Genomic DNA, 13,793 nt, shown 5'->3' on the forward strand with positions numbered 1-13,793 from the left:
TGCCCCTCCCCTGCTGCCGATCGCCAGTCGCGATCAGAAGCCGAGCCGTGCCGTGAAGGTCACGTGTCGCGGCGTCTGGTAGCTCACCGGCAGGCGATAGGTGCTCGACGCCGAGCCGCCATCGTCGGTGCCGACCTCGTTATAGTCGAGCTTCGACTGGAAGTTGAAGATGTTGATGACATCCACCTGGAACTGCAGGTTGGTGTTGTCCGCATTCGGACGGTAGACGAAGTTCAGGTCGAGCTGCTTGTTCCAGTCGCTCTTGAACACGCTGCCGCGCGGCACGAGGATCACCGGATTGTCGTTGCTGACCTCGCCGTCCGACAACGGGCAATAATGGCCCGCGGCGCCATAGGCGTTGGCGAACTGATCGACCGAATCGGGCACCAGACCGATGCACCCGAAGCTGCGCGGTGACTGGACCTGGATCTGCGCACCGATGTTGAGGTTCGGCGTGATCAGGTAGCTGCCGTACAACTTGAAGTTGTGACGACGATCATTGGGCAGGTTGCCATAGGCGCCATAGGTAAAGCCGGGCTGATCGAAGTCCTCGGTCAGGCCGGAGTCGGTCTGGCCGTTGTCCGATTTGACGCCACCCTCAATGTTACCCCGGGTGCGGCTCCAGGTGTAGGACGCCGACAGCGACCAGCGGCCGTCGAATTCGCGATCGAAGGTCGCGGTCACCGCCTCATAGGTGCGCTTGGCCTTGACGTAGTTGAGATCGGCGGCGCTGAAGGCCACCGTTCTCGCCGTGGATTCGCCGTTGATCGGATCCGCCAGGGTGATCGTCATCGCCGAGCCAGGGTTGATCAGCACATATTGATGAAAGCCGGTCCAGATATCGTCACAACCCGTGATGCCCTGCGCAGTGCAATATTTGAGCACCGCCTGGTCGATCGCCGCATCCTCGAGAGAGCGGACCAGCTTGTTGTAGGTGCCATAGACGCTGAAGCGCATGCGCTCGCCGACCCGCCGCTCGATGCCGAGGATGTAATTGTCGACCGCCTGCGGCTTGAGGTTCTTGGCCACCGTCGCCTCGGTCGGCGTCGCGGTGCCGTCGCTGACCAGGGTACAGTTCGCCACCGTCGTGCCGGGGCAGTTGGCGGTCGCGTTGGTATAGCCGGTCAGCGGCGCGCCGAGCACCGGCGAGCCGTCGGCGTTCACGCCCGACAGGGCATAATATTGGGTGTAATCGGTCTCGGCGCCGGCCAGGCGGATGTTGGTATTGGTCGGTACCGGGAGGAAGGTGCGGCCGTAGAAGCCCCAGATCTTGGTCTTGCCCGACCCGGTGGGATCGAAGGTGAAGCCGAGCCGCGGTCCCCATTGATCGCCGGAGCGATAGTAGACGTCGCCATCGACGTTGCGATCAACAAAACGATCGTCACGGATGCCGAGCTGGAGGTTGAGCCGGTTGCCGAACATCGACCAATCGTCTTCGAGGTAGAAGGCCTCGTTGCGGGTCTTGAAGGTACCGCCGTTCATATAGGTGCGCGCGGCCACATATTCCGTACCCGCCGGCGCATAGCGGTTGCCGGTCGCGGCGAGATAGTAGCTGTAGGTCGCGCCATCGACGTAGGAGGAGTCCGCGAACGAGGTCAGGTTCTCGCGATCATAGCCGCCGCGCACGTGATGCGAGCCGAGCAGCTTGAAGTAGAGATCGACGTCGCCACGGAAGAACTCACGGGTGTCCTTGTTCTCGGCGATCGACGCCGAGCTGTTGCCGATCAACGTTCCCGTTCCCGAACGATAGTCGACGACATAAGGGTTCGTGCCGCCCGGTGCCGAGCTCGTGTTGGCGATGCTCTTGCCATAGGCGCCGGAGACGGTGATCCAGTCCGCCATCTTGCCGGTGTAGCGGCCGACGAAGTTGTTACCGCCGTATTTGGTGACGTTGTTGCCGGCAAAGGCGCTTTGCGTGTCCGTGTCGGGATTGAACTGGTAGGTGCCGCTGTAATAGGTCTGCCGGTTGCGGAAGTAGGTGAACTCCAGCCGCTGCCCGTCGGTGATCACCGCATCGACCTTGCCGCCGAAGAACGGCGACGATGAGGTCTGCGTCGTGTAGGTGTTTGCCGCCAGCGTGCCATCAGGGTTATGGTTGTTGCTGCCGTCGCCGGTTTTGTAATAGCGCGGCGAATACAAGCCGTAGAAGAACAAGTGGTCTTTGATGATCGGACCGGACAGGTAGAAGTTCGACTCAATGGTTTCGCGAATGTCGCTATTATTATCCGAAGCATAGGTATTGGGCGAATCTGCATACAATTTGTCTGGCGTATAGCTGAACACCGCGCCGGCATGCCAATCGTTGCTGCCCGACTTGGTGGTCGCCGTGATAAAGCCACCGGTCGAGCGGCCGAATTCGGCCGGATAGCCGCCGTTCTTGACGTCCACCGTCTGGTAGAATTCATAGGGGATCGACGACGAACCGAGGCCCGTGCGGAAGTTGGTGATGTCGAGGCCGTTGATGAAGAACTGGTTCTCGGACACCGACGCGCCGTTGATCGACGGCAGGTTGCCGAATGCCGAATCGCCCGCCGCAGTGCCTGGCGCGAGCAGGATGATCGAGGTGAGATCACGACCGACGGGCACACGGGTCTGCAGATCGGCGACATCGACCGACTTGCCGGTCGTGGTCGAATCGAAGTTGATGACGCGCTGGCGCCCGGCGGTGACGACGATGTCGGTGCCGTTGGCAGTGGTGCCCGCCGAGGCGGGGGCCAGCGTGAACTGATTGGCGGATTCGTTGGCGGTCAATCGCACCGCATTGTCGACAAATGGCGAATAGCCGTCAGCCTCGATCGCGAACGTGTAGCTTCCCGGGCGAATCTGCGGAAACTTGAATGCTCCGTTGCCATCGGTCCGCGCCGTCTGAGAGAAGCCTTGGTCGTTCGACGTGATCCGCACCGTGGCCCCTGATACCGGTTTGCCATCGGTGCCCTGCACCCGCCCGCTAGCGGTGACGTTGGTAAAATCCTGGGCGGCGGCAATTTGCGGCATGAGCGCAACGGCCGAGACGCCAGCAGCGAGCAATGCGATCGCGCGCAAGGCGTGGCTCGCCGATCGCAATCCGGTCTGACGATTGGCACGGAAAAGCTTCATCAACATGGCCCCTTTGCTGATAATATTATGGTCGAGAACCAAATAAGATCAGAAAGATGCGCAGGTTGTAAGATGAACAATCCGCAAGCGTATACGATGTGGTCAACCCGTGGCCAAGCGGACACAGCGAGATTGAATATTGCATGAACAAGGAGGTTAATTTACTGTACGTTGACCAATACTACAAAACGTTACCGATACATTGCTCGACAATACTTGGCATAATGCTGTGTGTCGCATGTCAACGTGAAGCATCGAACAGCAACTGCCATTCGCCGCCGTTGATCAAGGCGATCAGAAGCTGAGTGCAAGCCGGCTTTGCAGCTGATGGACGGGGCTCAGCGCGATTCCGGCGGGGATGCCCTGGGCCGCATCGAGCAGGCTGACGCGGCGGTGGAGATCGGCGCTGGAGGCGACCAGCAGGGCTGCGCGGGGCGGCAGGCCACGGAGCAACTCGCTGTCGACCAGCGGCGACACGCCGAGCCGGCGCGAGGGATCAAGTGCGGCGCCCGCGGTGAGCTCGCCGGCATCGATCGCGCGCTGGGTAAGCAGCCAGGCGATGACGTGCATCAGCCGCGTCGTCACCTTGAGCGATTCGCAGGAGAAGCCGACGCGGACCAGCGGATCGAGCGCCTCGCGCTCGGCACGGCCGGCTTCGTCGAAATAACCGCGTGCTTCGTCGGCGAGCAGCATCGCCTCGGTGTAGAGGGAGTCGATCAGGCGGCGATGAAGCCGCGAATCGCTGCTGCCGGTCATGGCCGCAACGGTGACACAGCCGGCTGCGGCTGCCCAGAGGGACCGCGAAGCCGCCGCACGGTCATGCGATGATGTCCGGGATCAGTTGATCCTCCAGCGTGGCGATTTCGTCGCGCAGCCGCAGCTTGCGCTTCTTGAACCGCGCGAGCTGCAATTGGTCCGGGCTGCCGGAGAGCGCGAGCGCGCCAATCGCCGAATCGAGATCGCGATGCTCCACCCTCAGCCGTTCGAGCGCCATCATGATCTGCGCTTCGTCCACCAGCATCCCCCGTCGGCCCCGTCCGCTCCCCGCTCCTAGCCAGCTTCGTGGCTGTCACCAAGCGCTATGCCGATCATCGCAAAAACAGCCACGGTTGGTCGCGGTAAACCATCTTTGCTGACGACTTTTGCGCGCTTCGTTGGTTTACTCATTCCCCCAACCGAATGCATCAGGAGGTACACCACCATGCAGACGACGCATCAGCAGGCCCTGGAAACCAAGCACGCGACGCTCGATCGCCGCATCGCCGACGAGGTCCACCGCCCGATGCCCGACGCGACCATCCTGACCGGTCTCAAGCGCCAGAAGCTTAAGCTCAAGGAAGAGCTGAGCGGCCTCTAAGACGTTGCGGAGCCCCTCCCGATCGTGGAGGGGCTTTTTCGATGGCGTCGCGCTCAGCATTCGCCGGCGTTGCCGCTCCCCTATCAAACAGCTGCCGAACTGCTTGGCGATCGCTGGCCGTGGATCCTGAAGCGACTTCAGGATGACGGCCGGGAATCGCGAATCGCGTGGAGCCTAGCGAACGGCCGGCTTGGCGTATTCCGGGGTGGTGGTGCCTGCCCCTACCGGCTTGCGCGCCTTCTTGGGATCGATCGGCGTATCCAGAGCGATGCCGATGCGGCCTTCGGTGCACCAGGCGATCTTGCCGCTGACCTCGCCGATGCCTCGTACCTCGAGCATCACCGGCGTGCCGGTGTCGGCCACCCGCGTGCATTCGGCCATCAGCCCGCCTTCGGACAGGTTGCGCACGCGCACGTCGCGCCCTTCCTGTTCGTCGGCGAAGCGCAGCCGCGCCATCAGGAACAGGCTGTCGCGACCCCGCGAGCGCTGGCTCGCACCGCGCGCGCCGCCATCGGCGGGTACGGGATCGCGGCTGAAGCTGTCCATGCGTCGATGTCTCGCGTTGCAAGCTGAAGGAGAGCGCTTCGCGTAACCGCAAAGCCTCGCCAAACCCTTAAACCAACCAAGCCCTTAACCCAAGCAGGGGCCTCCAGCCAAGCGTTGCCGTGCGGCGCCGCTCAATCCTCGCGCGACACCTTCTCGTTGCGCTCGTGGCGCTCCTGCGCCTCGACCGTCATGGTCGCGATCGGCCGGGCCTCGAGACGGCCGAGGCTGATCGGCTCGCCGGTCACCTCGCAATAGCCATATTCGCCCTCGTCGATCCGGCGGATCGCCGCATCGATCTTGGACACCAACTTGCGCTGGCGATCGCGGGTGCGCAGCTCGATCGACCAGTCGGTCTCACTCGAAGCGCGATCGGTGAGATCGGCCTCGCGCAGCGAATCGATCTGCAGCTGGCTGAGCGTGCCTGCTGCGTCGAGCAGGATCGCATCCTTCCAGCGCAGCAGCTTGGTGCGGAAATAGGCCTGCTGGCGCAGGCTCATGAACGGCTCCTCCGCGGAAGGCCGATAGCCCGTGTCGGCGTCATTGGCCGCAAATGACGTGAACGTCGTGTCAGGTACGCGATTAATTACCGTTGCCATACCACTCTCCCTTCGGCCCCATAGTGCCTCGGGGCCGCCCCCAAAATGGTGAGAGCGCCTATAATCATGCTTATCTGAAACGACAAGCGATCAGACCTGTGCTTTTTTCATGGTTCGCGAACGTTTGTTGCAAACCGTGGCTTTTTCGCACGCGAGCATCGGCAGGTCGGTGGCATGGACCAAACGGTTAATAGCTGATCGCGCTTCTGTCCCATCGTGACACGTTAACTGCGCGGTGACCGGAAGCACCGTGAGAAAAGCGGGCGGTAGGTGCGCGATCACGGTTAATGGTCTTGCGCTTAATCGTTTGTTTTGCACTTGGTGGCATAGCAAGATCTCGCGTGGCTCCGGTCGAAACATCGACGGGGGGAGCGCCAGCAGCGAAAGAGAGACAGCATGTCTGTGAGGATGGCCCTGGCTAAATTGTGCGCCTGCGCGTGCGGCGGCGCCCTCATCGGTGGCGGTGCGGTGCATGTCGCCGAGCGACCCAGCCGCCCGATCATGACCAAGCAGATCAAGAAGCGCGTGGTCCAGCGCCAGGTGGCGGCGGTGCATCGCGGCGGCGTCAAGCGGCGAGTCGTGACGACCACGACCACGACGTGCGCGCCCTCGGTAATCACCGTCGCCAGCCAGGCAGCGCCGGTGCCGCTACCCGCGGCGGAAGGCTTCGTCAGCGGCAGTGGCGGCGGCGTGCCGGTGGTGATCGGCGGCAGCGGCGGCTTTGGTGGGGGATTCGGCGGCGGCTTTGGCGGCGGATTCTTCGGCGGCGGCAGCTCGGGTTCGAGCGGCAGCATCGTGATATCGTCGACCAGCAGCGGCGGCTCGACCTCGACCTCGAACGGTGGTTCGTCTACGTCCAATGGTGGCTCGTCGACCTCCAATGGCGGATCGTCGACCTCGACGTCGAACGGGGGATCATCCACGTCGAACGGCGGGTCTTCCACCTCGACCTCGAACGGGGGGTCCTCCACCTCGACGTCCAACGGCGGCTCGTCGACCTCGACATCATCGAGCACCAGCGGCTCGACATCGACATCGACCAGCACCAGCGGATCGTCGTCCAACTCCTCCTCGACCAGTTCGTCGAGCTATGGCTCGAGCAGCAAGGGCTGGAGCACCAGCGGCGGCTGGTCGTCGAATGGCGGCTGGACCTCGAGCGGCCATCACGGCGGCCCGCCCCCCGGCCCGCCCGGTTCGCCGGAAGGCCCGCCCGCACCGGTGCCGGCGCCGCCGATGGTGTTGCTGTTCGGTGCCGCCGCGGCGGCGCTGGTCGCGCGCAAGCGGTTCGCCAAGCCGGCGGCGGCCTGACCGCCGCCGCTCCACGGTCCCGATCCCGTCACCCCGGCCGCATGCCGGCGTGACGGCGATGATCAGGCGGCGGCAAGCGCCTTCTCGATCTCGTCCACCGGATGCCCGGTCAGATCCTTGGCGAGCTCGCCGGCGAGCCGGTCGCTGACTTCCTTGTGATAATGCTTGCGCAGCTCGCCCAGCGTCTTGGGCGGGGCGACGATGATCAGCGTCTCGAACTCATGGGCGAGCGCGCGGCGCTTGAGCATCGCCGCAGCCTCGGCGGCGAAGCGATCCTCCTCCTGCTGGTGGAAGTCGGTCTCGCCGAGCGAACCGCCGCCCGGGGCGAACTGGCCGCCACGCAGCGACGAGGCCGAGCCGGCGGCATCGGTCTTCTGATCGCGATCGGCGGCATCGGCCTGTTCCTCGGCGAGCTCGACTTTGAGATTGGGGTAATCGGCATCACCCTCGTTGCGGAAGAACAGCATCTTGCGGCCGTCGGCCACCAGCACGAACGCGTTGTGGGGCACCTGCATCGTCGGTCTCCTGATCGTTATCGGTCGAGGAGGTAACGCGGGGTGCCGCCGCTGGTTGCCGGCTTGCGCCGGGTTGCCGGCCCCGCCATAGCCCGGCGATGCACGATATCCGCGCCCTTCGCGACGATCCCGCCGCCTTCGATGCCGCCCTCGCCCGGCGCGGCGCCGCGCCCCAGGCCGAGGCACTGCTCGCCATCGATGACCGCCGCCGCGCGACCATCCTCGCCGCGCAGGACGCCCAGGCCCGCCGCAACGAGCTGTCGAAGAGCATCGGCCAAGCCAAGGCGGCCAGGGACGAGGAACGCGCGCAGGCGCTGATGGCCGAGGTCGCCGCACTGAAAGAGGCGCTTCCCGGGCTCGAAACCGAAGAAAAGACGGCGGGCGAGGCGCTCGATGCGGCGCTGGCGGCGCTGCCCAACCGCCCCGCTGCGAACGTCCCCGAGGGCACCGACGAGCATGACAACGTGCTGGTGGGCGAGCACGGCACCCCGACCGCGCTCGGCTTTGCGGCGCGCGAGCACGATCTGATCGGCCCGGCGCTGGGGCTCGACTTCGAGACCGGCGCGGCGATCGCCGGCGCTCGCTTCACGCTGGTGCGCGGGCCCGCGGCACGGCTGCAGCGCGCGCTCGGCCAGTTCATGCTCGATTCGCTGACCCGCGAACATGGCTATGAGGAGGTCGCGCCGCCGCTGATGGTGCGCGACGAGGCGATGTTCGGCACCGGGCAGTTGCCCAAGTTCGCCGAGGATCTGTTCCGGACCACCGATGGCCGCTGGCTGATCCCGACCGCCGAGGTGTCGCTGACCAACATCGTCCGCGACAAGATCCTCAAGGAAGGCGAGCTGCCGCTGCGCTTTGCCGCGCTCACCCCCTGTTTTCGCTCCGAGGCGGGCGCGGCGGGGCGCGACACCCGCGGCTACATCCGCCAGCACCAGTTCGACAAGGTCGAGATGGTCTCGATCGTCACCCCCGAGGCGTCGGACGCCGAGCATGAGCGGATGACGCGCTGCGCGGAAGGGCTGCTCGAGGCGCTCGAGCTGCCCTACCGGCGGATGCTGCTGTGCGCGGGCGACATGGGCTTCGCCGCGGCGCGGACCTATGATCTCGAGGTATGGCTGCCTGGCCAGGCGCGCTATCGCGAGATCTCGAGCTGCTCCACCTGCACCGATTTCCAGGCGCGGCGGATGAACACCCGCTATCGGCCCGAGGGCGAGAAGGCGACGCGCTTCGTCCATACGCTCAACGGCTCGGGACTGGCGGTGGGCCGCACGCTGGTCGCGGTGCTGGAGAATTACCAGCAGGAGGACGGATCGGTGGCGGTGCCGCGCGCGCTCCAGCCTTATCTCGGCGGGCTCACCCGGCTCGACCCCAGCCGGTAAGGCAGCGACGATGCGGCGGCTGGCGGCGACCACAGGGCTGATGGCGGCGACGCTGGCCGGGTGTATCCCGAGCGTCGATGCGCCCGGCACCGCGACGCCGCCGCCGCCGTCCTATGAGGCGCGTCCCGAACAGCCGCCGCGGGCGTCACCGCCACCACGCTGGCGCCGGCCGCTCGACGAGCAGCGGCCTCCGCCGCGCGAGCAGGACCGCCCGCGTGCCGCTGCCGACGTGTCGATGCCCGCCACCGCGAGGCCGGCATGGGAGGCGCGCCCGGTGGCGCCAGATGCGCGGGCGGTTTCGGCCGGAAGCTACGTCGTCCAGCCTGGCGATTCGCTGGGGCGGATCGCGGACCGGACCGGCGCGGCGGCAGAGGCGATCGCGCGCGCCAACGGGTTGCCGGCGCCCTACACGGTCAAGCTCGGCCAGCGGCTGACGATCCCCGCCGGCCGCTATCATCTCGTCCGCCAGGGCGAGAGCGGCATTGCCATCGCCCGCGCTTATGGGGTGGAATGGTCGCGCATCGTCGCCGCCAACCAGCTCGCCGAACCCTATGTGCTGCGCGCCGGGCAGCGCGTGCTGATCCCCGGCGACAACGCCGCCGCGCCGAGCCGTGCCGAACGCGCGGCCGCCTTCACGCTCGACATCGACGACATCATCACCGGCGGCGAACCGGCGCCGGCACCACGCCAGGCGCCCGCCAGGCCTGTGACGACGCCGCGCCGGGTGCTGCCGCCGACCGCGGTGGTCGCGGCCCCGGCGCGGCTGCCCGGCGGCGCCTTCCTGTGGCCGGTCGACGGCGAGGTGGTGCGGCGGTTCGGCCCCGGGCGCAGCGGCGAGCGCAACGACGGGATCAAGATCGCCATTGCAGCTGGCTCGCCGATCCATGCCACCCAGGATGGCGTGGTCGCCTATGCCGGGACGGGGATCGCGGCGCTTGGCGGGCTGATCATCATCAAGCATGGCGGCGGCTGGACCAGCGTCTACGGCCATGCCTCAAAACTGCTGGTCCAGCGCGGGCAGAGCGTGAAGCGTGGCCAGACGATCGGCCTGTCGGGCGACACCGGATCGGCGGACCGGCCCGAGGTGCATTTCGAGCTGCGCCGGGGACGCACGCCGGTGGACCCGCAGACGGTACTGGCGCGGCGATAGGCGCTGTCCCCACCCCGGCGCACGTCCGGGGTGACGGTCTCCATGCGGCGGTGTAAGGCGCGGCCATCATGACCGATTACCAGTCCGACCTGCTCCGCACCCTCGCCACGCGCGGCTATATTCACCAGGTGACCGACGCCGCGGCGCTCGATGCGCTCGCCGCGCGCCAGGTGGTGCCGGGCTATATCGGCTTCGATCCGACCGCGCCGTCGCTCCACGTCGGCAGCCTGGTCCAGATCATGCTGCTGCGCCGGCTCCAGCAGGCAGGCCACAAGCCGATCGTGCTGATGGGCGGCGGCACCGGCAAGATCGGCGACCCCTCGTTCAAGGACGAGGCGCGCAAGCTGCTCGGTGAGGACGGGATCAAGGCCAATGTCGCCTCGATCAAGCGAATCTTCGAGCGCTTCCTGACCTTCGCGCCGGAAGGTGAGCTGGGCGACCCTACCGACGCGGTGATGCTCGACAATGCCGAGTGGCTCGACGCGCTCGAATATATCCCGTTCCTGCGCGATGTCGGACAGCATTTCTCGGTCAACCGCATGCTGAGCTTCGATTCGGTCAAGCTCAGGCTCGATCGCGAGCAGTCGCTCTCCTTTCTCGAATTCAACTATATGATCCTCCAGGCTTATGACTTCCTGGAGCTGTCGCGCCGCGCCGGCTGCCGCCTGCAGATGGGCGGATCGGACCAATGGGGCAATATCGTCAACGGCATCGAGCTTGCCCGGCGGATGGACCAGACCGAGGTCTATGGCGTCACCACGCCGCTGATCACCACCGCCGACGGCGCCAAGATGGGCAAGACCATGGCCGGCGCGGTGTGGCTGCACGAGGACCAGCTGCCGCACTTCGATTACTGGCAGTTCTGGCGCAACACCGACGATCGCGACGTCGGTCGCTTCCTGCGCCTGTTCACCGACCTCCCGCTCGCCGAGATCGCACGGCTGGAGGCGCTGGAAGGCGCCGGGATCAACGAGGCCAAGAAGATCCTCGCCAATGAGGCAACGGCGATGTGCCGCGGCCGCGATGCGGCAAGCCAGGCAGCGGAGACGGCGCGGCGGACCTTCGAGGAAGGCAGCGCCGGCAATTCGCTGCCGAGCTTTGCGGTTGCCGGCGGCACCATCGGCATCGTCGAGGCGCTGATCGGGCTGGGCTTCTGCGCGTCGCGCGGCGAGGCGCGACGGCTGATCGCGGGCGGCGGCGCACGGGTGGATGGCGAGAAGGTCAGCGATGAGGCCGCGACGATCGCGGTGGCGGCGAACCCTGTGCGGATATCCGCCGGCAAGAAGCATCACGGCTTGCTCGTCGGAGCGTAAGCCTCTGTAAACCAGATGGATGTACCAGCAGACTCGACGGCCTTCCGACGACGGGCCGAAGGAGTGCAGCGTGTCCAGTGGCGTGTTGAACGAGTTCAGCGAAGTCCGCGCAGAGCCGCGCGATGAAGTTCATTACCGCACCCGAGCCCTCCGCGCCGATCGGCGATCGCTGCCGGTGACGGTGGTCAACCTGTCCGCCAACGGGCTGATGATCCGCAGCGACACGGACATCGCGGTCGGCGAGACGGTCAAGGTGCAGTTGCCGGTCGCCGGCCAGATGGACGCCGTGGTGCGCTGGGCACTCGGCGGGCGGGCGGGCTGCCAGCTTTCGCGCGCGATCCCGCCGGCCTTGTACCATAGCGTGTTGGCGCTGATGCGCGGCTAGCCGGCCTTCCCTAGCGGGCTCGACCATCAGCCCGAGCGCAGCAGCGCCACCCCGGCGTCGCGCTCGAACAGGTAGAGCGCGGTGCGGGCCGCCTGGCCCCTCGGTCCCTCCAGCCCGCCGTCGCGATCGATCAGCAGCCGGGCATCGTCCTGCGCGCATTGCAGCAGGTCGGCAAGCATCTCGGGCGTCGCCAACCGGAACGCGAGATCGCCCGACTGCCGGGTGCCGAGCATGTCGCCGGCGCCGCGCAGCCTGAGATCCTCCTCGGCAATGCGGAAGCCGTCGTTGCTCTCGCGCATCAGCGCGAGGCGCGCGCGCGAGGTTTCGCTGAGCGCGTTGCCGCGCAGCAGCAGGCAGCGCGACAGCCCCCCACCCCGGCCGACGCGGCCGCGCAACTGGTGAAGCTGGGCGAGGCCAAACCGGTCGGCGTGCTCGATCACGATCAGCGTCGCATTGGGCACGTCGACCCCGACCTCGATCACCGTGGTGGCGACCAGCACGCTCAGCCGGTTGCCGGCGAACGCCTCCATCACCGCATCCTTCTCGGCGGGCTTCATCCGGCCATGGACGACGCCGATGCGGTCGCCGAACCGCTGCTGGAGCATCTCGGCACGCATCTCGGCGGCGGCAAGGTCGCTCTTTTCGCTCTCCTCGACCAAGGGGCACACCCAATAGGCCTGGCCGCCATCGGCCATGTGGCGGCCGATCGCGTTGATCACCTCGTCGAGCCGCTCCTCGGAGACGACGCGGGTCTCGATCGGCTCGCGACCGGGGGGCATCTCGTCGAGGCGGCTGACGTCCATCTCGCCATATTGGGCGAGCGTCAGCGTGCGCGGGATCGGCGTCGCGGTCATCGCCAAAAGGTGCGGCGGGGTCTTGCCCTTGGCCTGCAGCTCCATCCGCTGGGCGACGCCGAAGCGGTGCTGCTCATCGACGACGACGAGGCCGAGGTCCTTGTAGCCGACCGCTTCCTGGAAGATGGCATGGGTGCCGACGAGGATGTCGATCTCGCCCGCGGCCAGCCCCATCAACGTCGCCTCGCGCACCCGGCCCTTGTCGCGCCCGGTGAGCACGCCGATCGTGATCGGCAGGCCGGCGAGCTGCTTGCGCAGCGTCTCGTAATGCTGGCGGGCGAGGATCTCGGTGGGGGCGAGCATCGCCGCCTGGGCACCGGCCTCGACTGCGATCAGCATCGCCATCGCCGCGACCAGCGTCTTGCCCGAGCCGACGTCACCCTGGAGCAGGCGGAGCATCGGCGCGGTCTGGGCCAGGTCGCCCTCGATCTCGCGCACCGTGCGCGCTTGGGCGCCGGTGAGCTGGTACGGCAGGCGGAGCAGGTCGCGCAGCCGCCCGTCGCCGGCGAGCGCCCTGCCCCGCCGCTTGCGGGTGTCGGCGCGAACCAGGGTCATCGCCAGCTGGTTGGCGAACACCTCGTCATAGGCGAGCCGCTCATGCGCGAGCTTGTCGGCGGGATCGGCGTGGAAACGGGCGAGCGCGTCGCGCCAGTCCGGCCAGCCGCGCTGGCTCTTGAGGCTTGGTTCGATCCATTCGCCCAGTACGGGCGCGCGATCGACCGATTGCGTCGCCAGCGCCCCGAGCCGGCGCGAGGTGAGCCCTTCCGACAGCGGATAGATCGGCTCGCGCTCACGAAACTCTTCGCCCGGGTCGCCGAGATCGGGATGAATGATCTGCAGCGTCTCGCCATATTGCTCGAGCTTGCCCGAGACGCGGCGCGGCTCGCCGACCGGGAGCAGCTTCTTCACCCAGCCCGACGATCCGCCGAAATAGACAAGGCTGACGGTGTTTCCCTTGGCGTCGCTGGCGGTGACCCGGGTTGGGCCACGCCCGCTGCTGACTCGGTAATCGGTGGGCGTGAGGGTGATGGCGATGATCCGCCCGACGTCGCTGGCGTCGAGTTCCTCGCGCGGCCAGCGATCGACCCAGCCGGTCGGCAGATGGAAGGCAACGTCGACCACGCGCTTGAGGCCCAGCCGGTCGAGCGGCTTGGCGAACGCGGGCCCGACCCCCTTGAGGGCGGTAACTTCGGCGAACAGCGGATTGAGGATGTCGGGGCGCATGACTACATGACGCGACTACCCAGCCCTCACCGGTCATGCCAGCGAAAGCTCGCGTCTCGGCTTAAGACGG

Annotated in this window: 14 protein-coding genes; 6 read left to right on the forward strand and 8 right to left on the reverse strand. The window is 66.6% G+C overall.

The window, feature by feature from the left end; translation table 11 throughout:
• Positions 1–33 precede the first annotated feature (33 nt).
• The 3 genes from AC07M8_RS11965 to AC07M8_RS11975 form a co-directional block, all read right to left on the reverse strand.
• Positions 34–3,096 carry a TonB-dependent receptor gene (locus AC07M8_RS11965; protein ID WP_495174548.1) on the reverse strand — a complete coding sequence of 1,021 codons (3,063 nt, stop codon included), beginning with the start codon at positions 3,094–3,096 and terminating at the stop codon, positions 34–36.
• A gap of 294 nt (positions 3,097–3,390) precedes the next feature.
• Positions 3,391–3,852, reverse strand: coding sequence for a DUF1465 family protein (locus AC07M8_RS11970; RefSeq protein ID WP_495174549.1), 462 nt, complete (start codon positions 3,850–3,852; stop codon positions 3,391–3,393).
• 61 nt (positions 3,853–3,913) lie between these two features.
• Entirely contained in the window at positions 3,914–4,117 is a 204-nt protein-coding gene (locus tag AC07M8_RS11975) for a YdcH family protein (protein ID WP_267393372.1), read from the reverse strand.
• Positions 4,118–4,297: 180 nt separating this feature from the next.
• On the opposite strand from AC07M8_RS11975, the gene AC07M8_RS11980 reads away from it, so the two are divergent.
• Entirely contained in the window at positions 4,298–4,453 is a 156-nt protein-coding gene (locus AC07M8_RS11980) for a YdcH family protein (protein ID WP_267393373.1), read from the forward strand.
• A gap of 174 nt (positions 4,454–4,627) precedes the next feature.
• Here the strand turns inward: AC07M8_RS11980 and AC07M8_RS11985 are convergent, their stop codons facing one another.
• The 3 genes from AC07M8_RS11985 to AC07M8_RS11995 form a co-directional block, all read right to left on the reverse strand.
• Positions 4,628–4,999, reverse strand: a complete 372-nt coding sequence (locus tag AC07M8_RS11985; protein WP_495174550.1) for a PilZ domain-containing protein — start codon at positions 4,997–4,999, stop codon at positions 4,628–4,630.
• A gap of 131 nt (positions 5,000–5,130) precedes the next feature.
• Positions 5,131–5,595, reverse strand: a complete 465-nt coding sequence (dksA, locus tag AC07M8_RS11990) for an RNA polymerase-binding protein DksA (RefSeq protein ID WP_495174551.1) — start codon at positions 5,593–5,595, stop codon at positions 5,131–5,133.
• 90 nt (positions 5,596–5,685) lie between these two features.
• Positions 5,686–6,069, reverse strand: a complete 384-nt coding sequence (locus AC07M8_RS11995; RefSeq protein ID WP_495174717.1) for a hypothetical protein — start codon at positions 6,067–6,069, stop codon at positions 5,686–5,688.
• Between AC07M8_RS11995 and AC07M8_RS12000 the strand changes: the two genes are divergently transcribed.
• Entirely contained in the window at positions 6,004–6,903 is a 900-nt protein-coding gene (locus AC07M8_RS12000; protein ID WP_495174708.1) for a hypothetical protein, read from the forward strand. The two genes, AC07M8_RS11995 and AC07M8_RS12000, sit on opposite strands and share 66 nt — an antisense overlap.
• Positions 6,904–6,965: 62 nt before the next feature.
• Here the strand turns inward: AC07M8_RS12000 and AC07M8_RS12005 are convergent, their stop codons facing one another.
• Positions 6,966–7,418, reverse strand: a complete 453-nt coding sequence (locus AC07M8_RS12005; protein WP_495174552.1) for a host attachment family protein — start codon at positions 7,416–7,418, stop codon at positions 6,966–6,968.
• Between the two features lie 98 nt (positions 7,419–7,516).
• On the opposite strand from AC07M8_RS12005, the gene serS reads away from it, so the two are divergent.
• From serS to AC07M8_RS12025, 4 genes are all read left to right on the forward strand, one after another.
• The gene (serS, locus tag AC07M8_RS12010; RefSeq protein WP_495174553.1) at positions 7,517–8,797 is read left to right on the forward strand and encodes a serine--tRNA ligase; all 1,281 of its coding nucleotides are present in this window, start codon (positions 7,517–7,519) and stop codon (positions 8,795–8,797) included.
• A gap of 10 nt (positions 8,798–8,807) precedes the next feature.
• Complete coding sequence (locus AC07M8_RS12015) at positions 8,808–9,947, forward strand: peptidoglycan DD-metalloendopeptidase family protein (protein WP_495174554.1); 1,140 nt, start codon at positions 8,808–8,810, stop codon at positions 9,945–9,947.
• Positions 9,948–10,015: 68 nt separating this feature from the next.
• The gene (gene tyrS / locus AC07M8_RS12020) at positions 10,016–11,260 is read left to right on the forward strand and encodes a tyrosine--tRNA ligase (protein WP_495174555.1); all 1,245 of its coding nucleotides are present in this window, start codon (positions 10,016–10,018) and stop codon (positions 11,258–11,260) included.
• Positions 11,261–11,330: 70 nt separating this feature from the next.
• Entirely contained in the window at positions 11,331–11,645 is a 315-nt protein-coding gene (locus tag AC07M8_RS12025) for a PilZ domain-containing protein (RefSeq protein ID WP_495174556.1), read from the forward strand.
• Positions 11,646–11,671: 26 nt separating this feature from the next.
• On the opposite strand, the gene recG is transcribed toward AC07M8_RS12025, so the two are convergent.
• Entirely contained in the window at positions 11,672–13,723 is a 2,052-nt protein-coding gene (gene recG, locus AC07M8_RS12030; protein WP_495174557.1) for an ATP-dependent DNA helicase RecG, read from the reverse strand.
• Positions 13,724–13,793: the final 70 nt, after the last annotated feature.

The sequence above is a fragment of the Sphingomonas sp. GW821-FHT09E03 genome, assembly GCF_059416225.1.

Excerpts from the sequence above, each read along its gene's own strand:
- AC07M8_RS12000 (WP_495174708.1), top strand. The coding sequence starts at position 6,004 with ATGGCCCTGGCTAAATTGTGCGCCTGCGCGTGCGGCGGCGCCCTCATC.
- AC07M8_RS11985 (WP_495174550.1), bottom strand. The coding sequence starts at position 4,999 with ATGGACAGCTTCAGCCGCGATCCCGTACCCGCCGATGGCGGCGCGCGC.
- AC07M8_RS11965 (WP_495174548.1), bottom strand. The coding sequence starts at position 3,096 with ATGAAGCTTTTCCGTGCCAATCGTCAGACCGGATTGCGATCGGCGAGC.
- AC07M8_RS11995 (WP_495174717.1), bottom strand. The coding sequence starts at position 6,069 with ATGCACCGCACCGCCACCGATGAGGGCGCCGCCGCACGCGCAGGCGCA.
- dksA (WP_495174551.1), bottom strand. The coding sequence starts at position 5,595 with ATGGCAACGGTAATTAATCGCGTACCTGACACGACGTTCACGTCATTT.
- serS (WP_495174553.1), top strand. The coding sequence starts at position 7,517 with ATGCACGATATCCGCGCCCTTCGCGACGATCCCGCCGCCTTCGATGCC.
- AC07M8_RS11975 (WP_267393372.1), bottom strand. The coding sequence starts at position 4,117 with ATGCTGGTGGACGAAGCGCAGATCATGATGGCGCTCGAACGGCTGAGG.
- AC07M8_RS12015 (WP_495174554.1), top strand. The coding sequence starts at position 8,808 with ATGCGGCGGCTGGCGGCGACCACAGGGCTGATGGCGGCGACGCTGGCC.
- AC07M8_RS12005 (WP_495174552.1), bottom strand. The coding sequence starts at position 7,418 with ATGCAGGTGCCCCACAACGCGTTCGTGCTGGTGGCCGACGGCCGCAAG.
- tyrS (WP_495174555.1), top strand. The coding sequence starts at position 10,016 with ATGACCGATTACCAGTCCGACCTGCTCCGCACCCTCGCCACGCGCGGC.
- AC07M8_RS11970 (WP_495174549.1), bottom strand. The coding sequence starts at position 3,852 with ATGACCGGCAGCAGCGATTCGCGGCTTCATCGCCGCCTGATCGACTCC.
- recG (WP_495174557.1), bottom strand. The coding sequence starts at position 13,723 with ATGCGCCCCGACATCCTCAATCCGCTGTTCGCCGAAGTTACCGCCCTC.
- AC07M8_RS11980 (WP_267393373.1), top strand. The coding sequence starts at position 4,298 with ATGCAGACGACGCATCAGCAGGCCCTGGAAACCAAGCACGCGACGCTC.